The 24658-nt window shown below is 40.7% G+C and carries 13 protein-coding genes; 1 reads left to right on the top strand and 12 read right to left on the bottom strand.

Features of this window, described 5'->3' with window-relative positions:
• Positions 1-149: 149 nt before the first annotated feature.
• Positions 150-1343, bottom strand: coding sequence for a multidrug effflux MFS transporter (locus tag ABMY35_RS16525; RefSeq protein WP_138634700.1), 1194 nt, complete (start codon positions 1341-1343; stop codon positions 150-152).
• 189 nt (positions 1344-1532) lie between these two features.
• On the opposite strand from ABMY35_RS16525, the gene ABMY35_RS16530 reads away from it, so the two are divergent.
• Positions 1533-1997 carry a hotdog fold domain-containing protein gene (locus tag ABMY35_RS16530; RefSeq protein ID WP_349287211.1) on the top strand — a complete coding sequence of 155 codons (465 nt, stop codon included), beginning with the start codon at positions 1533-1535 and terminating at the stop codon, positions 1995-1997.
• Here the strand turns inward: ABMY35_RS16530 and ABMY35_RS16535 are convergent.
• From ABMY35_RS16535 to ABMY35_RS16585, 11 genes are all read right to left on the bottom strand, one after another.
• Positions 1984-2370, bottom strand: coding sequence for a polymer-forming cytoskeletal protein (locus tag ABMY35_RS16535; RefSeq protein ID WP_138566459.1), 387 nt, complete (start codon positions 2368-2370; stop codon positions 1984-1986). The two genes, ABMY35_RS16530 and ABMY35_RS16535, sit on opposite strands and share 14 nt — an antisense overlap.
• Positions 2360-3421: a M23 family metallopeptidase gene (locus ABMY35_RS16540; RefSeq protein ID WP_349287212.1), complete on the bottom strand. Its 1062-nt coding sequence runs from the start codon at positions 3419-3421 to the stop codon at positions 2360-2362. The genes ABMY35_RS16535 and ABMY35_RS16540 overlap by 11 nt, the downstream gene beginning before the upstream one ends.
• A gap of 133 nt (positions 3422-3554) precedes the next feature.
• The gene (gene fahA / locus ABMY35_RS16545; RefSeq protein ID WP_349287213.1) at positions 3555-4868 is read right to left on the bottom strand and encodes a fumarylacetoacetase; all 1314 of its coding nucleotides are present in this window, start codon (positions 4866-4868) and stop codon (positions 3555-3557) included.
• Positions 4869-5017: 149 nt separating this feature from the next.
• On the bottom strand, positions 5018-6064 hold the full coding sequence (gene hppD, locus ABMY35_RS16550; RefSeq protein WP_130253968.1) for a 4-hydroxyphenylpyruvate dioxygenase: 1047 nt from the start codon (positions 6062-6064) through the stop codon (positions 5018-5020).
• Between the two features lie 428 nt (positions 6065-6492).
• Positions 6493-7929 (bottom strand): peptide MFS transporter, encoded by a 1437-nt coding sequence (locus ABMY35_RS16555; RefSeq protein ID WP_349287214.1) that lies wholly within the window; start codon positions 7927-7929, stop codon positions 6493-6495.
• 293 nt (positions 7930-8222) lie between these two features.
• Complete coding sequence (locus ABMY35_RS16560) at positions 8223-12308, bottom strand: poly-gamma-glutamate synthase PgsB (protein ID WP_349287215.1); 4086 nt, start codon at positions 12306-12308, stop codon at positions 8223-8225.
• Positions 12298-16551 carry a hypothetical protein gene (locus ABMY35_RS16565; RefSeq protein WP_349287216.1) on the bottom strand — a complete coding sequence of 1418 codons (4254 nt, stop codon included), beginning with the start codon at positions 16549-16551 and terminating at the stop codon, positions 12298-12300. Before ABMY35_RS16565 ends, ABMY35_RS16560 begins: the two co-directional genes overlap by 11 nt.
• Entirely contained in the window at positions 16530-17303 is a 774-nt protein-coding gene (locus tag ABMY35_RS16570) for a hypothetical protein (RefSeq protein ID WP_349287217.1), read from the bottom strand. Before ABMY35_RS16570 ends, ABMY35_RS16565 begins: the two co-directional genes overlap by 22 nt.
• Positions 17290-19584, bottom strand: coding sequence for a hypothetical protein (locus tag ABMY35_RS16575; RefSeq protein ID WP_349287218.1), 2295 nt, complete (start codon positions 19582-19584; stop codon positions 17290-17292). The genes ABMY35_RS16570 and ABMY35_RS16575 overlap by 14 nt, the downstream gene beginning before the upstream one ends.
• The gene (locus ABMY35_RS16580; protein ID WP_349287219.1) at positions 19571-22681 is read right to left on the bottom strand and encodes a poly-gamma-glutamate biosynthesis protein PgsC/CapC; all 3111 of its coding nucleotides are present in this window, start codon (positions 22679-22681) and stop codon (positions 19571-19573) included. The genes ABMY35_RS16575 and ABMY35_RS16580 overlap by 14 nt, the downstream gene beginning before the upstream one ends.
• Positions 22681-24651 (bottom strand): hypothetical protein, encoded by a 1971-nt coding sequence (locus ABMY35_RS16585; RefSeq protein WP_349287220.1) that lies wholly within the window; start codon positions 24649-24651, stop codon positions 22681-22683. Before ABMY35_RS16585 ends, ABMY35_RS16580 begins: the two co-directional genes overlap by 1 nt.
• Positions 24652-24658 lie beyond the last annotated feature (7 nt).

The following is a 24658-nucleotide window of genomic DNA, read 5'->3' on the forward strand; positions in this document are numbered from 1 at the left end:
CTACAGTCTGAGTGCTTGAACAGGCTGAAGTACTACCTTGTTCTGCTTAGTAAAATAAATGAAACTATTACTACAGCAAGCGCTATTTCTGTAATATGTTAAGTATGTCTTATAGATATGACACTTTTAAGATTGAAGTCATAATTAAATTAGCTTTTATCGGCAGAATAATAAAGATGGGTCTTTGAAGATTTTAGAAGGCCGATATAAATTAGACAAGTGACTAAGTGAATACCGACTTGAAAAGGCGCACTAAAACTAAATTGTTGTGTTAATACAGCAAGTACTGCAGCGCCAGACATTTGCATCACACCAATGAGCGCAGATGCGGTGCCCGCTTGTTGTGCAAAGCCGCCAAGCGCTTTTCCAGCTGCAGAGCCCAATGTAAATGCAAATCCGATAGAGGCAATATACATTGGCAACATAAATGCAGCTGGCTCAGCGACACTACTAAGCGCCATCATGAGTAGGCCACCAAGAGTTAGCAGCGCTAAGCCAAAAATTAGGCTCTGTTTAGGTGCGCTTTGAATGTATTTAGGGGCGATAAAGCTGGCTGCAATGCTGATTATGGCATTCACAGTAAACCAAATCGTAAACTCCGAGATATCTTTACCCAGCTGAGTCATCACCCATTCAGGTGCTGTAGTGACAAATACCAACATAGCTGACATAGCAACCATAGTAATAGAGGCATTAAACATAAACTCACTGCTTGCAAGCATAGGCTTAAAGCGTCTTAAATCTAAAATATGGCCGGAATAAATTGTATCTTTTGGACGCGTTTCAGGGCACAGCAAAAACAGCAAGATAAAACCAAGTACGGCAAAGATAACTAAAAAGATAAAGTTACTTTGCCAGCCAAATTGCACGGTTAACCAAGCACCGAAAATAGGCGCCAATGCTGGTATAAAGCATACGATACCATTGAGGTAGGTGATCATTTTACCACTGCCTTTATGACCGAATTGGTCTCTGACAATGGCAAAAGCAGTAACAAAAGTTGCACATGCACCAAACCCCTGCAATGCTCGGGCAGCCATGATCACGCACCAGTCATTGGTGTTTGCTGCAAGCAAGCCTCCGAGTGCGAATAAAAAGATACCACTCAATGCAATGGGTCTTCTCCCGTACTTGTCGGCAAGTGGACCGGCAATAAGTTGTCCTAAACCGACGGTGAGCATATAAATGCCAACGGTTTGCTGAATGTGCGCATTGCTCACTGCTAAGCCAGACTGCATGGCAGGAAATGCTGGTAGATATAAATCAATACCAAGCGGACAGAAAATAACGAGTAAAATGAGAATAAAAACGCTGAGTTTTGAGTTAATTTGGGGATCAGACATGCGCACTCCTTATTAAGGGCGCATATTGTAACGCTCTAAAATAAAAACGACAGGACTTAATACCGAGAAACGATAAGATATTTTCATTTATGGTTTTTTACTTGAGGTTATAGTCAATTTAAACTTGCTGAAAACTGGTCTGATGAGTTATGTTTGCTAATTAAATAAAAATAATTACTGGAGCAAAACATGGCTGCATCATTAATGGGGATTTATAAAAGTGTGCGTTGGTTACCATTCGGTAATTGGCTTTTTAGTAAGGCTGTATGTATTAAGGCACCTTACTTTGGTTCAATTAAGCCGACTATTACACATTTAGAAGCGGGGAAATGCGTTGCAGTTATAAAGAAACGCCGCTCGGTTCAAAATCATATTGGCACTATCCATGCCATTGCACAGTGCAATCTTGCCGAGCTGGTGGCAGGTGTCATGACAGATGCAACCGTCCCAGTTAAAACCCACCGTTGGATCCCAAAGGGCATGACGGTTCAATATTTAAAGAAAGCCGATGGAGTCTTAACCGCTGAGGCTAGAATAGAGTTGCCAAGAGTATGGCAAGATAAAGAAGACTTGATTGTGCCTGTAGAAGTATATGATCAGCATAAAACCAAAGTATTTCATGCTGATATTACTATGTATATTACTGAGCGTTAGCTTGCTCTTTGATGGGGGTGATATTGTCGGGGGCTTGCTTATGAGTAAGCTTGCCTTCTAAATGCGCACCGGCATCTATAGTCAGTGTGTCATGGGCAACGTCACCATGCACTTTGGCGGTTACTTCTAGATGTACTGATTGCGCGTCAATGTTGCCGTTGATCGTGCCTTTAACTTGTACTTTTTCAGCCGTAATATTGCCGTTTACTTCACCATTTTGACCTACGATGAGTATCGACACTTTTAAATCGCCAGTTACTTTTCCATCTACTTGTAATTCCCCATCACAGTCTATCTGCCCAGTCACATGGGTGTTGGGTGAAATTAATGCGGGTAAACTTGCGCTGCTATTATTTTTAAATTTATTGAACACGAGAAAGTACCTTAGCCAGTTTTATCGGATTGATATGCTTACCATTTTGTAAGACTTCATAGTGTAAATGAGTGCTGGTGCTTCTACCAGTACTTCCCATCAAGGCAATCACATCTGACTTTTCGACTTTTTGGCCTTTTTTAACTTTAATGGTGTGAAGATGACCAAAACGGGTTACTAAGCCATTGGCATGCTCAATTTCAACAAATTTTCCATAACCGCCATTTTTCCCGGCTTTTGTCACAACCCCAGCGGCAGGGGCATGAATGTCTGTTTTATGCCAACCAGCTAAATCGACACCTTTGTGCATGGCTCTGCGGCCTGTAATAGGATCTTTGCGATAACCAAATTGACTGGATACATAAAACTTTTCTTGTTTTACTGGCATGCTATCTGGCAGCAAAGTGATCATCTGCTCAAGTTCATTAAGTTCAACCAGCTTATCAATCACGCTTAAGTAATCGGCAGAAATCTGTTGCGTGTCTAACTGGTGGTAAGGACCACCCTGAGCGATTGGTGAAGGGGCCAATTGCTTATCTAAACCAATTTCATCTAAGTGGGTATGCAATTCGCTTGCTCTTGCGGTGATGCTATTTTCGATGTAGTTAAGTAATGATGTTTGCTTATCGGCTAAGTTTTTTGACTGTTCTTCAAACTCATCGTTTCCAGTGACTTGATCTTCTGATGTTTCTGGCGTAGCAACACTTTCTGGTAAAGCCTCAACTAAGCCCTCTAATAAGCTCTGTTGTTGCGAAAGATTATGAAGTGTTTTTGTTTGCTCGGCTAATTTTTGTTCTAGTTGTTGTTTTTCTAGCTGCCAGTTTGATTCAGCCACCAAATGTTGGTTTTCTAACGTTTGTATTTGCTCTTGTTGTTGTACATAGCCATAAGAGCTGACACTAACCCAGCAAACCGCACCTACAGCGGCGCATAACAAGCTTACTTGCAGGCTGCTAGGTAGGGTAAACATACTTACGTCACCATTTTGACGAAGTAATAATTGTTTTGGCTTAAATGCGCTTTTTGCTAGGTAACTGATCTTGTTCAACATATTTCTTAATAACCTGTTAACAACGTTCTACCTTAACAATATTTATGCAAAAATCCAGCTTAAAAACACAAAAAAAAGCGTGTTTTATGCACGCCTTTGATTTGAATAGTGTTTTTTATTAAGTTTTGACAGTTTATTTTGCAGGTAAAACCGTGCCTTCAACTGAACCAAAACCAATACGATTAAAGCCGTCGGCTTCACACCAACCGCGCATGATGACCTTGTCACCATCTTCTAAGAACTTACGCTCTTCACCGTTGTTAAGTGTGATGGTTTCTTTACCGCCACGAGATAATTCAAGCATTGAACCTGCTTCTTCATGCTCAGGACCAGACTGTGTACCAGAACCCAACATGTCACCAGGAATAAAGTTACAGCCATTTACTGTGTGGTGTGTCACCATTTGTGCCACAGTCCAGTAGCTATGTTTGAAGCTTGATTCAGAAAGCTTGCTCGGTGAAGCACCTTCAGAGCGCATTTTTTCAGATTCTAGCAGTACATCCATTTGAATGTCGAAAGCACCCGCTTCACGGTTGTGTGAAGATTCTAGATACTCTAGTGGCTGAGGATCGTTTTCATCACGATGCCATTGTGTACGGTATGGTGCTAGCGCTTCAGTCGTTACAATCCAAGGTGAAACCGTAGATGCGAAGTTTTTAGCAAGGAATGGACCTAATGGTTGGTATTCCCATGCTTGTAAGTCACGTGCAGACCAATCGTTAAATAGACAGAAACCAAATACGTGATCTTCAGCATCTTCAATGCTAATTGCATCGCCAAGTTCATTACCTTTACCAAGGTATATACCTAGCTCTAATTCGTAGTCCATACGTTTTGCTGGGCCAAATGATGGCACATCTGCATCAGGCGCTTTAGTTTGACCTTTAGGACGTGGGAAGCTTTGACCAGATACATCAATAGAAGATGCACGGCCGTGATAACCAATTGGTACCCATTTGTAGTTAGGTAGAAGCGGGTTATCTGGGCGGAATAAGCTACCAACTGCAGTTGCGTGATAGATTGACGTGTAAAAGTCTGTGTAATCACCAATGTGGCAAGGCAGTGCATATTCAACGTCATCTTGTGCAACTAAAGCCGACTCAAGTGCACCTTGATGCTCAGAACCTTCACGCAGTGCTTTAGAAAGCGCTAAACGTAGTGCTGACCAATGTGCTTTGCCCATGCCCATAAATTCGTTAAGTGCTGGTGCATTAGCCGCTTCAACCGCTTCTTGTGCTTCGCCAGAGAAAATACCAGCAGCCGCAACTACCGCTAAATCTAAAACTTGGTCGCCGATAGCAACACCACCGCGAAACTCTTCAGATACGCCTTTACGACGAAAAGAAGCGAATGGTAGGTTTTGGATTGGGAAGTCATTACCCGCAACGTTTGCGCTGCTTACCCAGCTTTTTAAATTAATATCGTGCGTTTCATTAATAAAAGACATGGTCTTTCCTTTTGCATTAATTGGCTAAGTCTAAATATGGAGATTCAAGAAGGTAAATCAAGCTTGAAAAACGACTTAGCTTTAAAAACTACAAAAGCAGCTACGTTTTTAAACGTCAGCTGCTTTTAACTTATTCCGCTTATCTAAAATTAGATAACACCACGGCGCTCTTGGTCACGCTCGATTGATTCGAATAGCGCTTGGAAGTTACCTTCACCGAAACCGCCGTCATCAACACGTTGGATCATCTCAATGAAGATAGGGCCAAATAGGTTCTTAGTGAAGATCTGTAGTAAGTAACAGTTTTCGCTTTGGCTATCTACTAAGATTTGGTGGTCTTTGATCTTTTGCTTGTCTTCAGCAACCCAAGGAACACGGTCAAAGATAGTGTCGTAGTAGTGGTCAACGATATCTAGTGTCGCGATGTTCGTTTTGTCTAGTTTATCTAGTGAACCAACAAGGTCGTTTGTTAAGAACGCAAGATGCTGTACACCTGGACCGTTGTACTCGTCTAAGTACTCGTCGATCTGGTTGTTGTTGTCATCTTTGCCTTCGTTGATTGGAATAGAGAAAGTACCACAAGGCGACTTAAGCGCGTAAGAAAGTAGTGCCGTCTTTTGACCTTTGATGTCGAAGTAACGTACTTCTTCAAAGCCGAATACGCCTTTATAGAAGTTAGCCCAAGTTTCCATCGTACCTTTGTAAACATTGTTTGTTAGGTGGTCGATGCGGATGAAACCTTTATCTTCAACAATGTTTTGCTCAGCTAGGTCTTCAAAATCATTTTCAAAGATTGAACCTTTGTCACCGAATACGTCGATGAAGTAGATTAAGCTGTCGCCAATACCGTAAATAGCAGGGTATGGTAGGTCTTTGTTTGCTGAATCTGTCGCAGGTTTTGCACCACGCTCTACAGCAATGTCAAACGCTTTTTGAGCGTCTTCTACACGCCAGCCCATTGAGCAAATCGCAGGACCATGAGATTTTGCGAACTCAGCAGAAAAACCGCCGCGCTCGTTGTTTAGTAAGAAATGGATCTCGTTCTGGTTGTAATGAACTATATCTTTGCCTTTAAACTTTTTAAGTTTAGAGAAACCAAAATCAGCAAAGATTTTGTCCATGTAATCTGCATCTGGGGTTGCGTATTCAGTAAATTCGATACCAACCAAACCTAGTGGGTTTTTTACTTCACTCATTGTAATACTCCGCAATTAAGCACAATTGGGTTGCTTGTTAGATTTGTTGTTGGAACGAATCATTAATCAAAAATCGCAATAGGGGAAGATAGGACAGTGATATTGTCAGGGGGGCATTTGTAAATTTAAAAACACACATTAAAAACGACTTTGCTGTATTTCGACTAGGGCAGGTGATGGAATCTCCTCAAGTGTGCCAGAACAAAAATCGATCACTATTTGCTGTTTTAAATCGTGGAGTTTAAAACTTTTAAGTCATTGATATTAAATGACTATTTTCGGTTGCTGGTTTTTCCAGGAAATGGGTTTATAAGTTCAAAGAATACCTCTGAACTTGCATCTAAAAGGAGTGGGTGTAAAGAAATTAGTACAGTTAGAAAGCAGATACAAAAAAAGCCGCATAAGCGGCTTTTTTGCTACAAGGAGAATTACTGCTTAGAACCTGATACTTCTAGTTCTTCGCTTAAATAATGCTCTTGAGTGTGTGGTTCATGGTTGCCCTCTGCGCCATGCATCCAGTCAACTAAACGGTCACTTAGGAAGTACATTAATGTTGCCGAGATTAAGCCTGTTGCACCTAGACCAATAAAGATACCCATGGCATTTTCCATAGCAGCTTCACCTTCACCGATGAACGCACCTACGAATGCAGCAATTTTGTTTGCAACTGCAGTACATAAGAACCAGATACCCATAAGCAATGAAGCAAGGCGTAGTGGCGCAAGCTTACTTACCATAGAAAGACCGATTGGTGACAAGCACAGCTCACCTAGAGTATGGAATAAGTAGAAAAGCACTAACCAAATCATGCTGATTTGCAGTGCATCTTGACCATTACCACCTTCAGTCGCAAGTGCTAGCATCATAGTGAAGAAGCCAAGTGCTAAGAAAACTAAACCAATGGCAAATTTAACTGGCGAGTTTGGCTCTTTGTTATCAAGCTTAAGCCAGATCATAGCTACAATCGGCGCGAAGATAATGATGAAGATAGAGTTAAGAGATTGGAACCAAGAAGCTGGAATTTCAAAGCCCATCAACATACGGTCAGTGTAATCGTTGGCGAAAATATTCATTAGACCGCCAGCTTGCTCGAAGCCCATCCAGAAAATGATGCTGAAAACACTCATTGTGAAAATTACCTTGATACGGTCTTTTTCAACTTTAGTTAGAGGCTCTTTTTGACCTGATTCAGACTGTTGCTGAGACAGTTTTGCTGAAGGTACTACACCAATATCGCCTAAATACTTTTTACTTAAGATCATCTGCATCACAACAGAGATAACCATACCGATACCTGCCGCGATAAAACCAGCCTGCCAGTTAATTACAGCTGCAACGTAACCTGCGATAAGTGGGCCTAAAGCGCCACCTAAGTTAATACCCATGTAGAAAATAGTGAATGCACTGTCACGACGTTTGTCGCCTTCTTGGTACAAGTCACCAACCATAGTAGAGATATTTGGCTTGAATAAACCATTACCAATACAAAGTAATGTTAAACCAACATAGAAAACATTTTCTTCGATACCACTTACCATGGCATGAGGAATACCCATAGTAAAGTGGCCAACAGCCATTAAAATACCACCAATAATGATGGCTTTACGTTGACCTAATACGTTGTCGGCTAACCAGCCACCGAATAATGGTGTTAGGTATACCGCCATAGTAAATGTACCGTATAGACTTAATGCATCGGCGTTGCTCCAGCCGAAGCCGCCGTCTTGTGCCATAGCAACAAGATATAACACCAAGATGGCACGCATGCCGTAGTAACCGAATCGCTCCCACATTTCTGTGCCGAATAGCAGGAAAAGCCCCTTAGGGTGCCCTAAAAACTCACCTGCTTTAGGTAATGTGCTCATATTTCTTCCTAAATTATCAAAATGTGTAGTGTGGCCTAATTATAATTATGCACTAAGTGCTTGAGTGACGTTTGGCCAAACGTCTAATAACAATTTCATTAAAGCGATGTATTGTTAAGATGCGCATTGCTTTAATGAAATTGGTAAAACCTTGAAACAGGTACATTCGCATTATTTTTGCGTAAATATGCACTGCAACGATGCAGTATACCCAGCGCTAGGCGTTAGGGGAAGTCTGACAAGACAAACCGAGTATTGTATATGATAAAATCTGCTAGTGCCGGTTAAGAAAGTTATAAGTCTTGTTGCTCATTCTTTGATGTTAACCAACCTGGCTTTTGACTTCGGTTCAGAGTCGCTAGCACTGAGATAGCTTTTTCTATTGTGATGCGTTGATCTGCAATATCTTGATAAACCTGTTGAGCTGTTTTTTTACGTTTAACAGCAGCGCCAGCATCTAAAAATGACTCGATAACCTGATTAAAGAATCCTCTAAACTTACTTTTCGGCTGTTGGTCGTCATCTAGATGACTCTCAGTTTTAGCTGTGGTGACTTTTTCTTGAATATACTTAATTTCAGCTTGACTAAATTCATTTTGCGCGTGTTCTGAGTGTGCAATGTCTTCAATTACTAGATTTAAATAGTCAATCTCAATAGCACTGAATTTAGGTTGTTGAGCGAGTTTTAAAAGTAGCTTCCTAAACTCAGACTGTTTGGTGGCCGAAGACTTAAGGGTTTCACAGATCTGATATATCTTTTGCCATTGCTGCCACATGTAAACATAGTTGAGGCCCGCACCTTTAATATTTTGCATACCCACGATGAGTTGATGTTGGTTTTTCATCGCAAGGCTGGCGATATGGCTTGTTAGTTGATCTGGTTTTACATAAGCGTTTTCTACCAAGACTATTTTGCTTGCAACGATGCTTTGCACTGTTTCCTTTAATAACTCTGAATGATTTGATAAATCATCTATTTCAAGCAGTGAATTAGCCATTTGCCAGTTTTCATATTGAGTGACAATTTTTTGTATATGTTCGGCATCGTTTAACAACCTAGCATTTAACACGGCTGTTAAAGTTTCTAAAGAAGTAATATCAGTTGTTTGTAGCGGTACGTCTAAGGTGTGATTAATTTTCTCAAGCCAAGTCTGAGCGCTGTAAAGTACATTCAACTGGTTAAGAAAGGCCTTTAGGTCGTTTACATCGTTATTTTTCAGCAAGGTGTCAAGACGTTCGTCAATGGCATGCTGTAAATATGAATTGAAGCCGTCCACGTTGGTGCCTATTACGACTAGGTAGTCGAAGCGTAAATCTTCAGCTAATATCTGCGCGAATACTTTTGAACGAGCAATACGGTCATTGCGGTTATTGATTAATGCAATGGTTTGAATATGGGGCTGGTCGTTTAAATCAAATAGCTCCAAACGCTTCCAGTTTTCTATGGTTGCTAGCCGCTCATTGGCCGACATACTATTCACAAAAGATTGAGAAATAGCGCCAATAGGGGCTGACTGAAAATGTTGTAACACACCAATGTCTGGCACGATGCGCTCAGCCGTTTCTTTATATACATAGTCTTTTTCTATGCCAATATACTGAGCCATTTTGCACACAAGTGCGATGTTGTCAGGGTGTTCTTCATAGGGATATAATGCACGAATATCAGGGGTTATTTGATAGCCATCTCCCCAATGAGTTTGAATTAGGGTCGTGTGTTTGGCATCTGCGGCATCACTTAAAATCGGCATCATCGATTGTTCAGCAGTGAACACTTGTGTGTTACTCCCTATAAAGGCTGACATCTCTTTGGCAACATCAATACCTGTTGGGCCCAGAATATCTTCATGATCTGGATAAGCATTAGTAATGGTGGCAAAGTTATCTTGCATCCAGCGGCGTAGAATTCTTACATATCTTGGGGTTAGGCCCATACATTCCCATAGAAAGACATCGGCTTTGGTTTTTCTTGCAAAATCGAGTACTTCGCTTTGCTCCCATATGCTGGCCTTATCGAAAGGTCTGAATAGTGGCACTTCGTACTGCTCTCCGCTGCTCTTACCATAAATCATCATGGCTTCGCACCCTGTGGTTTTGGCGATAACACGTAAATCTAAACTGCTGAACAGTGAGGCTTTTAATCGTTCAGTACCTGATTTTCCTCGCGTTCCCCAACCTCCGATACTGACAGGAATTGCATTGCGGTTACGTTTTATTTTTTTGCTAACATGGATGTGGCGACCCCAAAAATAAGCCATAAAGCCGGTAACGAAAAAGACCAATTGCGAAATTGAATTTTGATAAATTGAATACAGGTATTCTTTAAAGCTAAACCAGATATTAAGTAACACAGGGGTCAATGCAGTTTTACTGTAGAGTTTGGCAATACTTTGCTCGACAGGAAATGATGCACCAAGAACATCCCCGTACGCATTAAATTTTATTTCGAAACCGAGTTCTCTCAAGGTTGAAATGAACTTCTTTTGCTCAAGTTCACTGCCTTTTCTTAAGCTATCGAGTTGCTCAAAATGAACTGAGATGTACCAATATGCTTTAATTCGTTTGATGAGTCTGGCAGGGCGATGTATTTCTAAAATACCGTCTGGGGTGTAGCTAAAGACTGGCTCTTTGCTTCTATCTTGGCTGAGCACTGACAATAGGTAATCTAATAGCGGTAAATGCGGTCTTGCTGAATGCTCAGTTAGGTTAAACAGCGCCTCACCAGGGACGTTGGTTTCACTAATTTCAGCGACACTACAGCTGGCAACATGTAAATCAGCTGAGGGCTTTTTTGTCTGTGTATGGTTAAAGCTCTGACGTTTATCTGTACTTGGGTTAAAGAACTCATGCCAAATTCGCCAAAAGCGCCGACCTCGTCGATAGCCAGGTATAATATGCCAGTGCTTTTTTGTGGCTCTACCACTAAATGCTTCTGCATGTTGTGCTTTAAAGCTCAAGGCTCGGCCTAGGGTGTGACGATCAATTCCCCCTGAGAGCGTTATGCTTTGTGTTTGTGAAAGCTGTTCTTCGATATTTGCCAATAAAGTTTGCTGACTAAAGCTGACTAATTGCTCTCTTGCTCTTGTAATATGTCTTTTTAATGCAATATGGGACTCTTTGTCGAGCGCCATATTAAGCGTTTGAATAAATCGCTGAAAAATCTGTTCAGGTTTATCAGATTGTAGCTGTAGATTAAGCATTACACGGGCACTGTTTTCGATATTGAGCCGTTTTACTTCAAAAGGCAGCGGCTTTTGAAGTACTTGTTGCCAAAGTTTAAAGATGAAGGCATCTTCGGCATATTGTGGTTGTGTGAATTGCTTTACCAAGGTAAATAGCACTGCACCACAGGTCTCTTCTTCGAGCCTTCTCACTAGCAGCGCTTTTGCTTGTCCTAAGTCAATGACATTTAATTGCTCAATTAACGCTTGCCTTACACGTGGGTACGGGTGTTCACTTAGGCTATTTAATAAGTCTATTTCTTTACTGGTAAGCTTAGGTTGCTTGGCAATGATCTGTGGGAGCGCAGCGAGTACAAATAAGCTGTCATTATTTTTAGGTTTGTCAGCAAAGTCGATGACAGTTTCTTGTATGAGTGCCCAAATGTGCGCTCTGATAAAAGTGGGGCGCTGAACATATAAAATCTCAAGAATATCAATCACAGCTTGGTAAGGAGTACTCGGTTCTTCGAGTAATTCAATTAACTCAGCAGCTAGCGCCTCATTGAGTTCAGGATCGGCGTGGCATTGATGGATGACCGCTACCTGATTCACTAAAGCACGAATAAGACTGTGCTTGATGTGAACACTGTGATTATTTTGCAGCATCTGCATAAAAAAGGGTTCAAGGTCGAGCTTTTTCCAGTTGTCTAAGATTTCAGCTTCATTGGCGCGCAAATGAGATGTGGTTAGAGCGCCAAGTTTACTGATCAGAAACTTAAGAGTTTGTTCGGTATCGGCAACTTGTCGTTCATAACGGTCTATCACAGCACCATCATCAAACCAGCGTGATAAGGCTTGTTTATCTTCTTTTAACTGGGCTTCAGTGGCGCCGAGCTCTCGTGCATAACTCAGAATATGAAGTTCTTTTTCTGCACTTATCTCTGCTTTTGCTAAGCGCTGTACAAATAATTGATAAGACGCGTCTAGCTTTTGAGTTTGTGTATTAAGCTGTTCAATTTTATGTCTTAAAAATGCGATAGATTGTAGTTGTAACCAAGCTTGCAGCGATTCGTTCTCAGGAATATTTCTAATTAATGGCCATTGCAAAAGCTCATTGATCAGATTCTGATATTTATGACGATAGAGTTTGAGCCAAAACTCTTCGATATTGGCGAATAATATTAACTCAAGTTGCTGCTTTAATTCATTATTGGTCATAAATATCTTGTTCTAAAAAATGCGTCAATTGGAGTGATTCAAAGAGAATTTCATCGTGAGCAAATGGCCCAAACCCGGTATTTTTCAAGTTCCCTAGATTAATTTCTAAACGTAGTGAGTGGTCTTTTCTAAACCAATCCTGTGTCCAGCTCAGTTTTATCCATCCTGCTGTATTGTCTGAAAAGTCAAACAGGGTTTGCCAACTTACTTGGGTTAAATATTGCCACGTATTGTTAGGCCTATGCTGATCGGCAAATTTATATTGTGATGCGCCTGCGAGCGTAAAAATATGCCCTTGATAAAATTGCTGCAGCTCAATATCAAAGCCTAGGCTGTCAAAAGACGTCCAGTCTTCATTTGAAGTAGTAGAAAAGCTAGCGGATAGCTGATTATCTACCCAAGGTTGATAGCGATATTGATAAGCCGCCCGCCAACCATGCATATGATCTTCGCGATAAAAACTAAACATTGACGGACTCATCAGTCTGTCAGCAATATATTCATCTGCGGTGATACTAGTGTAGTAATAAAATGGCTGCCACCACCATTGATGACGATGAATGTTGTCGTCACGCCAAGTTTCGCCAATTTTAAAACTGACATTAGAACTGAGATGGCTCTCGCTAATGGGCGTGTCATTTTGCCAACGGTTATTTATTCTAGCTTCACTAAACCAATGACTTTCTTTTGATAACCAATTGTGTTGTGCGTTGATAGAGAGTGTTTCGTAATTTTGATTATCGAGTGTGAATAACGATTCTAGCAAATACCAATTTTGCTTATCTTTATTTCTTAGCCTTAGTCCAAAATCGGTATAGTGGCGAGCTGACGGGCTTTGTTCACTTTCGAAGATACCTGCTCGGTTGTATCTAACGAGTCCTTCAACATGGGTCAGGTTTTCATCAGTAGATAAAATATCTTCATAAAATGGCTTTTTCGATGGTTTATGAAAATAAGTAGGTTTTTCAACGAATAAGGGCTCGATTGTTGGTGCAAAACTGGTTTTAGTTCGATTGGGGTCGAGTTGCCATTTAAAAACGCGTGCTAACTGTGAAGTCTTTGCTTGAATATTGATTTTTCCTGCAGGATAAAAACCGATTTGCTCATCTCTGACTTGGCCTGAGAGGCGCTCAATTTTTATTAAACTATCTGAATTCAGTTTTGCGCTTATTTGTTGTTCAGCTTCTGCAAAATAAAATAGCTGGCGTGTATCTAACTTCGCATCTTGCCAGCGGCCTTGTTGATAGGTTTGAATTTTTACACTGACCAGTTGAGAAATAAACGGGTTCATCCAGCGTAGGGCGATTTGCCCATTTGCAAGCTCGGCATCTGTTAGTGCTAACTCACTATTGTGATTACTCTCTATGGTCCAAAGTACACTGTTTTTGCTGGTAGACACAAGAATATTAGCGTAGTTGGTCTTCACTAACTCTGCAGCTGCGAAATCAAAAATGAGTTTCACTTTATGACCTGCTAATTCTCTCAGGTCTAAGTTTAGAGTGTGATTTGGACGAACTAATAGCCCTTCTAAGTTTGAATTTTGGCTTGTATGGCGGCTTATTTGCTCAGCAAAACTGCGTCGCGTTATGGCATTCATATCAATGAGTTGAGTACCAGAATAATTTAAGTACTGCTCAATCGGTTGCCATGACCCATAATGCTCAATACGGTTCTTAAGTGAGTTTAAACTGTCGGATAGCTTTACGTATTCAAGTTTGGCAAATAGCAAGTTGAACTCATAGTTGTTTAGAGTCTCATGGCTTAATCGATATAACGCATTTATGAGTAACGTTTTATTATCGATATCAGGCTGGTGGAGCAGGTTAATAAATGGCTGCTTAAGAAAAAATGCTACAGCGTTGGAGCTTAAGTGCGATTTATATGCAAGTGGTTCAGGTAATACCCTTAAACTCAAGTATTGCTGTTGCTCACTACTTAAAGTCAGTTGATCACCTTTATTTAGCGTGATAACTGCTTCACTGGCCACAGAAAGTTTAAGTTCATTGCGCTGAACTTGTGTCGTTGAAGCGACATCCGCAAAGACAGGTAAAATGGATTGTGTTGAGTTTGTATCTAAATGCAGCCAATGTTGTTGCTGTGTACCATCGTGGATGTAAGGTGTTCTGACTCTTAACTGTAATGTTAAATCTTGCTTAGCATAAAGCTGTATTGGTGAACCTGTTTGCAAAGTATAAGCATTGTAATCAGATGTATCTCCTTGCAAGTTCACGGCACCAAAATGTTTGATATCAAATGAAAAGGTTGTTGGCTCTTTTAAAGGGGTTAATTGTGCAATACGGCTTTGCATCCAGCTATGTAAAGCTGTGTCTGTAAAATTATGATTATCATGCTGTGACCACAGTGCTTGTAAGTTTTTTTGTTGTGCTAACAAGAATTCTCTCATCAAGCTGTCGCAGCCAGTTAAAACATCAAACTTGTATGCACATAAACCTTGAAGTTTATATACCTGTTTAGCTTCTAAGTAGCGGCTAAAGAGTGCCTGTGCAGCATAATTACTGAGTAGTGGACGCTCGGATTGCAGCAAGCTTTCTAAGTAGGCGTTGGCTGTCGAGACTCTATCGAGCTCAGTCAATAAATCAATGCGCATTCGCCAAGCATCGAGTGCAATGCTGGCAATCTCGCTATTGACTAAATCTTTCAGCAAGGGCAAAGCTTTACTCGGTTCTGACAACGCTAAGTTCATCGCTTTTGAGATTAAATGGTAGTCGTTTTCATGCGGTCTTTTGTTAACAGATGTCTCGAGTGGGAGAGGCAGACTATTGATGAAAGCCCGCGCCTGCAGATTGTTTTGTTGCTCAAGTAATGTTGCTAGCGTAGGGCTTTTGGCCGCTACTTTTCCTTGCATTAAATAAAGTAATGGGTTGTTTGGCAAGGTCAATAAGTCATCTACTTCAACGGCAATACTTACCATTTGTTCATCGGCACTGAATAGTTTTAAAGAGTGTGATTGCAAGCTTACAGGCAGCACAATTCGGCTGAATGCTTGGCTTGGTGAAAATTGAATAGTGTGCCTTTGATTGTCGTATTCAGCGACTAGGTGGCCGCTATGCTCAGCTTTAACATAGAGAAATAACGAGTTTCTGATCCGCTGAAACTGGCTGATATCAAAACTTAGCGTGTCTTTTAGTTGATGGCTGGTGAGTACCTTGAGTTGTGACACTGAATAGAGTTGCTCGCTTGCAGCACGTAAACCAGACACGACCCTTTGTTTGCTATTGTTACTTTCTATAGGTAACCCACGATTACTAACTTGCGCATTTCTTCGTGTTGAAATGGTGCTCACCAGATCTTGGTAACGTCGCTGTTCAAGCACTGAAGCGTCAGCAATTGAGAAGTGACTAATTGAAGATACGTCTTGTTGTGAGTAAATTTTTACAAAGGCGTCATCTAGGTTTGCTGTCCAATAAGGGTTAAGCAGTGCTTCAGGTTGTTTGTCTAGTGCATCAAGGTCGTAAATGCCGCGATGCATTTGTTCGAGTTTTATAAGTGCTTGATCTTGAGCTGTGACTTTTAAGTAACTACCTTTAGGCACGGCGAAGTAATCAGTATTTATAGTGCTGACTTTTTCATCTTGATATTCACGTGCATGGGCGTTCGATACATTCACTAAACTGACAGGTTGATCGTTCACTTCAACAAAGACTTTATTATCCTGCTTTAGGTTTGACATCCACTTTCGAACTGAAAGCTTGAGCTTTTTAGCCTCAGCGAAATATAAACGCATGCTTTTCTTCGGCTCTAACGTATAGTAAAACTCGTGATCTTGAGCAAGGCTTAATTTTGTGGCTTTGAGAGGCAGTTTTATAGCGCGGCGAAAAGCATCGCGATGAAAATGAAACTGACCTTGTTCAATATCTAAATTTATCCAATCTTGAGTTATATTTTCAAATTGAATAAGTCGGTTGTATTGTGATGCAGGTAATTGGCAACGATGCGCTTTACACATCAGTTCACTTGGGTGGAGCTTGCGCATTGCATATTGTGTTTGACCTACCCAAACCATGGTTTTGTTGAATATATCGTCAGGTAAAGTTAGCCAGCGAGCGGCAGGTAAGTACAGGCGTTTCGATTGATTTTTTTTAATACTAATTAGACTTTTAGGCTGACCAAGTGTTAAATCTGATTTTACCCACGCAGGTGCAGTTTGCAGCGGTGCGGGCGCTGCAAACAACTGACAGGTAAATAAAAGACCGATTAAAATTAAATAACTTGGTTTATGCATTCAGAAAATTGACTCATTGTATGTTGTTCTTTTACTAGGCGTTTTCGCATAGGCTTGCTTATCTCTATGTGAATAAACGAAAACGGTGCTAAGTTAAGTTTATGTAGTATGTTCTTCGTTCCGCCAAGTTCTTGTATCAATTCTGGGTAGAAATAGCTATTTTTTGATATTTTACTTAAGCATAGAGTTAATTGCTGCTTAATGACATTGCCTTTTCTGCCTTGACTGATAATAAAATCGGCTTGCCTTCCATTATCGCTTTTTCTTTTGCTTTGATTAAAGCCATGTAACTGTAAGATTTTGGCATTCGGATGAATCGACTGAAAGGCTAAAATGGCACTGTTATGTAAATTATCGCGACGTTTAGAGTAATCCATTGACTGCTTATCCAAACTGTCACTGTGTCTGTGATGCGTGTTCGCTAACATGAGTTGGCAGTGCTTATTATATATTTGCTCACCTATTGTATAAGTGTGTGTATCAAAGAAACGATGTGGAATAGAAATAATACATGCTTTGGCATTTAATCGATAAATGAGCGCTCCGCCTCCATTTACTGTTGAGGTAGCTTGCAAATGATGCCTGTTATTTTTAAACGTATATTGCCAAGAATCTAAGTTGGCCTTATTCGCAGACTGAAACCAATTCGATAAATCTTTCGTCAGTTTTTCTAGTGTTGATTTTGGCTCTGCACAAGCGACGGTCACACTACAACTTAGTATGATGGAAAAAATCAGCTTAATCATTTTCATATTGCCTCCACTGCGCTTCAGAGGGGGCTTGCATAAGTTCATCAAGCACACTGATCCAAATATCTTGTTCGGCGGTGATTGTGATACTTTTAAGTGTCTGTAAATCATCGTTTATCGCAAGTGAGACACTGTTGTATGGGATCACTTGTGCAATTGCAGGATGCAGTGAATAGACTTTGGTTAATTGTGCTGGCATCAATGCAAAACGTTTATTTTTAATTGTGTATTCAGGACTTAAACCGTCTTTGAATCGACCTCTAATGTGAGTGTTTAGTACCACGAAATCTTTGAACTCTTTGGTTTTAAGCACTTTAATAACAACCGATTCGGGTTTGTTTGAATAGTTTAAAGTTAAAGTCTGGCCAGCTTTAAGAAAGTAGCCACGCTGTTTTTGCCAAGGACGCTCACTGCCTTCGTTAACAAATAAAGTATGTTCAGGGCCTTTGAAAGAGAGCAGTTGAGTCTCAGTTAAATCTGTGAGGGCGCGCTCTTTGAAAAACGGGGCTTTTTTATTTATCTCAATAAGACGCTTATCTCTAAGTTGGTTGTTTCTTTTAGCCTGTAATAATTGTTCAAAATTAAAAACCTGATTGAATTGATGCTCTGTTGGATCTGCTTCAGAAAACAAATTAGCAAAATACTTATCTGGGCTATTGACTAAAAATGTATTTGATAGAGGTAAGGTTTGAATTAAATCCCGACTCATGTAGGTGGTTGTCATGTCTTCATTACTAGGTAATGGAGGCGGTATTTCAAACAAACGCACATTGGTAATGCGCTTTTGTTCGGTAAAAGTAAAATCATTCTGCGCTTTTTGCGAAAACCAAGCACCTATAGCGGCAAAGTTATCTAACTCAGGTTTGCAGAGCTGTTCGCATAGCTCGGTTTGATAATGAAAAGATGACTGTCTGGCTTGCAATTTCGCTAGCACTGACTGTGGCGATGAAATTTTGATACGATCCACTGTGTTAGGTAAGCGAACATAGTATTGCTCAGATCCGAAAACAGGCTGTCGGATGGTTGTTTCGTCTATGATCCTGTCAAAGTTGCTTGTCTCGCCTTGCAGAAATATACGGTATTGCTCTATCTCAATATCGTTATTATGAAGTGTGATATCAACAGGCGTGCCTTTTGGGCCTCTAAACTCAAAGTTGATATCACTACCTTTAGCAACTTGGTATTCAGCATTAAAGTGCTCGTCAATGTTATAAAAGTAGCTATGCAAAGCATTAAATTGGGCATCGTTTTCAGCAAACCATCTAGTTAGTATAGCCTTGGCAGATTGAACCACAATCAGGCCGGGCTCAACACTTGAAATACGATAAGTATTGGGTGTGTCAGTGGCAGTGAAATTTAGCTGAATAGGCGCCTTGAGTTGTTTAATGTCATACCAAGTTGCGAATAATGTCGCGTCGCTCTGCTCTTTAAAGACAAATAAGTCTTGAGTTTGATAGTTTCTGAATGAGGCACTCAGTTGGCTATCAGTATAGAAGCTATCTAGGTTTAATTGCGCCGTACTAAAGTCATAACTTAACACGTAATAGGGCAGTGTTTCGTATAGGGTGTCGCCGGTAAAGTCGATGCCGGGGATCCCTTGTGGCGCTAATTTTTGCCACTCAAATGTAACGGCATTTAATATTTCTTGGCTCGATAAAGCGTTGTTGCCAATGGTGTGGTAATTAGTCATACGTTCACGCCAATCAGTAGATTGACTTAGCCAAGCTCTATTGATGTCATTGAGGCTTACTGGGGTTTTCGCGTGCAAACGAATAACAACCCCTCTCAACTGATTATTTTCAGGGATCAGTTTTAATGCAATTGCAGATGCATTAGTAAGTTGCTCATTGCTGATAAAAAACGACTGCCCAGAAGAAACGGCCAATGTGTCGCGATTTTCAATAATTTGTTTTACTTGCTTTTGTTCATTATCTAAGGCCAATTTAGAAGCATGATGATAAACATGCGTACTGAGAGGGGTCGCTTTACTGTCTAAAAGCGTGTATTCAATGGCATAGTGTACGGGTTCTTCAAATTGCTGTTGCTCCGAAAAAATTGCATTTGACAGCACACGAATAGAATACGTTCTATCAGCGGAAAAGTTAAAAGTGAGCGCCTTATCTTGTTGTAGCCAATGCACTGTTGAGCGTGTTTCATCTTCGGAGCGCAGCGCAACCGGCTCTGCAGACACTACCCAAAAATAACCACGGACCACGAGCCAAAGTAGCAATAAGATTAAACTGAGTCTAAAAAGTAAAGTCACCAGGTACTTAATTAAATACATTAAGTCCTCCTGTCATCATTTGAGTAAATCTTTGCAAATCGACGACTTTATTCCTCTTAGGCAAGTAAATGAGTGCAATCTTATTGTTTTGCTTGATCAATAAGGCGAGTTCGTTTGGCATAGAAAGTTGTGTGGCCTGCAGGGTACACGCATTTTGTTGCTCACATAAAGATTTAATAAAAGGTAAATGCTGAGAGAGCGCATAATGCTCGGTAATATCCTTAAAGGCTTTTAATTGAGTAGTCTCAATTGCTTGCCAGTCACTAGGAGAAAGGGCTGCGATATTAGTGTGCTTCAAATTAGGGCGCTGCGATACCGCTAATAGTCGTTGCAAAAGTGCTTCGTTCGATATTGAAAAGTGTTGCTTAAAGTCGGAAGCAAGCCATAGTGTGGCGAGCTCACTCGCAGGCGAAAATATCTGGTATCCGGTTTGGGGAGAGGTACCTAATTCGAGACCTCTTGTTGCTGCTTGACCTAAAACAATCTGATGCTCAACTCCTAGCTCTTTGAGTGACTTCCGTACCTTGCCCAGACTTAACTTATGGCTCGGATGAGGTTCTGTGTACTGAAAAGCTAAAGCACTTGGCCGAATGTGTGACGGCGCACTGTGGCTACGTATTTGCAAGTTTAAAACGCCGGATTGCGGGTAATGACGCAATGCACTCTGATGCACAATATTAAATAAGGTTTTTACATTGGCAGCGGCCATAATATTGGCCTCTTCACTGGCAAATGGGTGCGCCCCTGCGATTAACAACAGCTTTGCATTACTCTTTTGATACAGCTGACTGGCAAATTGTATGGTATTGCTTTCATACAAAGGACGAGGTACTTGGATATTGAGTGCATTAGTCGGGTCTAAATGAATGAAATAGAGGCCTTGACCTAATTGGAAATACTGTAAGTCATCTAAAGGAGAAACCTTGATATATCGACCGCTTGCAGTATTGAGTAAACTTAATTGGTACCCGACCATACGGGCAATATTGTTTATCTTATTTAGTTGGTTAAGTACATCAGTCGTGATTTCTTGCCCTGCAAGCTGATCAGATAAACTGTATAGCGGACGAAGGATCTCATACTCCCATAGTGCCGCCTCATTATCAGATAAGCTTTGAAATAGTTGGCTACCTTTGGCTGTTATCTTTGGTATAAAAGCGTTTATTTCCTCTTCTAAGCTGGTTTCAATTTGCTCAACTGGAGACTGATATATTTGGTCACTTAAAGCGACTTTAGACAGCAGAGAAGTATAAGCAGAAGTATCAATGAAGGTTTCGATCAATCTACCTTCAAAGTTTGGGTTTGGCAGGCTTTGATTGTTTAATAAGCCAAAACTACTTTGCGTAAACCCTAATAGCTCGGTGAGTAGAGATTGGTTTACCGCAGCTGGAATGCGATTGAAGATCCAAAATTGTCCTGTTGCACCATGCGGGCCAGTTTCAAGCAAGGCTGTAGTACGTGCGTTAACTGAGCGTAATTGCACTATGTCTTCGCTTTCAAGCGCATTTATAAAGGCCCAATAATAGTTACTTTGCTGGCTGGTATTATCGGCGCTAAAAGCCGGCGTAGCTTGAGTGCCTAAAGCCAATGCATCTGCTTTTAGGAGTATCATAAGCAGTGCTGAAGAGTCTGTTGCTACACGTTCTGTGGAAGGGTGAGGGACCGATAGCAATAAACCTGTATTAGTTTGTTTAGATAAGACAAACAGTCCTCTAATTGCATATTTTCTGGCATCTTGAATATAAATATATTCTCCATCTAGACGCAGTGAAAAGTCTAACTTTAGTAACAGCTCTGTGGCTTTGTTAATGTTGTCTAAATTACGCCTGTCACGGTTTAAAATGCTGATAGCAGCTCTAAAGGTTTGCAAGTTTTGGGTCTGCTGATACTGGCTGATCTCTACTTTATTTTTTTGGTCGGTATACAAGTAACTTTTGTACTCACTGAGCTGTTGGCTGAGATCTTGTATTTCAGCATAACTCTGTAAAGACTTTATTTGGTTGCCAATGAATAGAGAGGGGACAAACATGATCACAAAGCCAATGAAAATAGCGACAAACCCACCGACAACAGAGGTTTGAAACGTTGCTCTAATGATTAATCCAAGGGCATTTTTTTGATAGATTTTTAACGCCAATAAAGTGGATAGCATGTATCCGAAAGCAAATGTATCAGTCACTTTTAATGCAGGGTAATAATTGACAATAAAATAGTTAAGCGCGAGCTTGTAGGCAAAGCCAATATTGAAGAAAAAGAGTAGCAAGCGCGCGCCTTCAAAGTTGGCGTTTTTAAGGCGTGTATATTGAAGAAGTAAAGTCCCGATGATCAAGATCACGGCTGTTTCAATGAAAGAGGTCAGTAGTTTACTTGGCTGCATGAGTTGCAATGCCAGTAATGCAGGTAGCATGATACCGTTAAACTCCCAGCCGTATTTTAAGTTGGCACGAGATGCGATAAATGCGGTGATCACTAAAATAATATAGGCCTTTGGTGCTGCAATTATCGAAGCTGCCACGTCTTCATACATAATGGCTAGATTGGCAATGCTGAAGTTGGTCATCGGCATTAATACATATCGTACTAAAACATAAGTAAAGATAAGCTGTATCAGTGTGACTTTAGTTCCATATAGAAAACCGCCGTTCCACATAACGTTTGCTGTGAGGGCAATGATGACTAACCCTAAGCTATACAGTTGTGTCGAGTAGTCAAACGTGATGTCCCAACTGCCTAGTACATTGGCGACACTAGGCCAAAATAGCGTGTCCATAACCACACGCACTAAAATACTGATCAAGATAATAGCAAAGAACCTGTCTCGACCAAACATCTCAGCATAGCCGAAGCGCTCCATTACAGTTTTGGCAGTAATCCGCATGACGAAGTACACGACGAACGCTTCAATTATGATAACAGCTGCAGAAGTCGGGCTCACAATGAGTAATGGCACAAGGTAACCAGGTACAACCAGACCTGTTAAAGGGAAACCAAAGCGAAGGTTTAAGAAGCACACAACAGCTATACCTACCCAAACAGTGGTGATAACTGATTGGCCTAAACCGCTACCGGTCGGAAAAATACTCAGCATCCAATCCATTAATTAGATGCCTCAGACTCGGTGTTATTTTTTTGCTTTTCACTGTTTTCTGACAGCAAACCAGCTTGATCTTCGTCTTGGTGTATTTGGCTCATCAGTTCAGAGAGGTTAATGAACTCAAATAAAATCCCCCCCACTTCAAAGGGCTCTCCTGCACTACTTTTTTCATCCGATGATTCAATGGTACGTACGTTTAATACAAACTGCTGTTCAGCCAATTTGACGGGGAGATAAATTTCGCCTTTGTGCAAAGTCAAATAGCGCAGCTTTCCTTTGGCATTTTCATGATCTAACTCACTGACCTGACATAGCAAATCGAGCGCTGTCATCTCGAAAATTGGCAGGTGATGCTGTTTCGCTAGCTGTTCAAGCGCATGATTAGTTTGTACTACCTGACCGAATAAATTGAATAGCACCGACGCTGAGCGGATCTGATTGAAAACATGCTCTAAGGTTGTCAGCTTTTGTTCCATTTCGTTAATCGAGAGCTTTATTTGCTGACTCAATGGTTTGGCTAAATTCAAGGTGAGTAAACGAGCAATTGCGTTGCTTTCGGCTTTGCCTTGCGTTTCGAAAACACGATAATGGAATAAAAGCTCCCCTACCTGATTGGCAAATCGATTTACATTTTTAATAAACGCAGCTTCGTTAAATCGTTCATCTGGAGTAATGGTCATCGCCCAGAACCCACGAATATCACCAGCATACATAAGTGGGACTATGTACTGGGATTCGTTTTCTTCAAGTGCTTTAAAGAAAGGGCGCGTAATTTTGACTGTACCAAATGCCTTGATTGCATCTGAATAGGGCGTACGTTCGTAGTCTCTGCGCATCTCATGAATATCAGAAAGATGGCAATTAATGGCCCTAATTTCATATAAACGATGATCTCCCTCAAGGCGAGCAAGCAGAATACTTTTATCTAAAGCCAACTGTTGATTAATCAATTGAATAATGGAGTCCCAAGGAGTGCTTTGATCTGTGAAAGATTTGGGCAGATAACGACCAGACATTTTTTGCCTGATATTATTCATCAGTCGTTTTAGATCGTCCTCCTCAACCCATTTTGCCGATAAAAACACCCAAAATAAGGTAAAAAAGTTAAGTATCACGCCTTCGGCAGCAGGTAAAAATATATGCATACCTGTCATAACAAAATAACAAAGGGCTAGCCAGGTTACGGAAAGGATAGATGCAACCACAATACCTATATTAAAGGCAATTTTTTGATAAAGAACGAGCAGTAAAATGATGCTGACTAACTGAATAGTCAGAGATAGCTTGCTACTGATAAGTGAAATAAACGACCCTTCAATGAGGTTATGGGCAACAAAAGCATGAAGGTAAATTGAGTTTACTTCAGCGGAGAGTTTTGGTGCCCGAATTGGTAAACCAAAACTGTGATTCGTTTGTGATATTAACACTAATTTATCGGTGATTTGCCCAGCTAGTAAGTCTTCACTTTGCACTCGTTTGCTATTAAATTTTGGCAGAGCATGTAAATCTAGTGAAAAGCTGAGTAATGGTGAATGATCTAGGCGACGCTCTGGAAATAGCTCAGCCCATAGGCTGGTACATTGGTTATGTGTTTGGTGATTGATTTGAATCGTATAACCAAGCCATGCTTTTAGGTCTGCAAGGCACAAGTTATTATCTGGACGAGGGTAAAAGACCCTTTCATCTTGTATATGTGTTAATTTCGAGTCTGAAACAACAATAATTGCTTTTGGATTGTGCGCAAGTAAGGAATAGACGAGTTGGTCATGTTCAAAAATAAGTGCATCAGCTTCAATGACAACAACATCACTGTGTTTTTCTGATTGAATTTGGCTAAAGTATTTAAAAATAGGTGCATTAAAGCGCTGCAGTGAACCAGTTAGTTCTGCCAACAGGGTAAAGCCAATCAAACTAATGATCAGCCAAAATGTTTTATGCCTTTGTACAAAGAAAAATTGTTGTTTTATCGACACCAAGCGT

The organism is Pseudoalteromonas sp. BZB3, from assembly GCF_040104455.1.
GTDB lineage: Bacteria > Pseudomonadota > Gammaproteobacteria > Enterobacterales > Alteromonadaceae > Pseudoalteromonas.

Excerpts from the sequence above, each read along its gene's own strand:
- ABMY35_RS16565 (WP_349287216.1), bottom strand. The coding sequence starts at position 16,551 with ATGCATAAACCAAGTTATTTAATTTTAATCGGTCTTTTATTTACCTGT.
- hppD (WP_130253968.1), bottom strand. The coding sequence starts at position 6,064 with ATGAGTGAAGTAAAAAACCCACTAGGTTTGGTTGGTATCGAATTTACT.
- ABMY35_RS16580 (WP_349287219.1), bottom strand. The coding sequence starts at position 22,681 with ATGGATTGGATGCTGAGTATTTTTCCGACCGGTAGCGGTTTAGGCCAA.
- fahA (WP_349287213.1), bottom strand. The coding sequence starts at position 4,868 with ATGTCTTTTATTAATGAAACGCACGATATTAATTTAAAAAGCTGGGTA.
- ABMY35_RS16575 (WP_349287218.1), bottom strand. The coding sequence starts at position 19,584 with ATGTATTTAATTAAGTACCTGGTGACTTTACTTTTTAGACTCAGTTTA.
- ABMY35_RS16530 (WP_349287211.1), top strand. The coding sequence starts at position 1,533 with ATGGCTGCATCATTAATGGGGATTTATAAAAGTGTGCGTTGGTTACCA.
- ABMY35_RS16540 (WP_349287212.1), bottom strand. The coding sequence starts at position 3,421 with ATGTTGAACAAGATCAGTTACCTAGCAAAAAGCGCATTTAAGCCAAAA.
- ABMY35_RS16570 (WP_349287217.1), bottom strand. The coding sequence starts at position 17,303 with ATGAAAATGATTAAGCTGATTTTTTCCATCATACTAAGTTGTAGTGTG.
- ABMY35_RS16525 (WP_138634700.1), bottom strand. The coding sequence starts at position 1,343 with ATGTCTGATCCCCAAATTAACTCAAAACTCAGCGTTTTTATTCTCATT.
- ABMY35_RS16560 (WP_349287215.1), bottom strand. The coding sequence starts at position 12,308 with ATGACCAATAATGAATTAAAGCAGCAACTTGAGTTAATATTATTCGCC.
- ABMY35_RS16555 (WP_349287214.1), bottom strand. The coding sequence starts at position 7,929 with ATGAGCACATTACCTAAAGCAGGTGAGTTTTTAGGGCACCCTAAGGGG.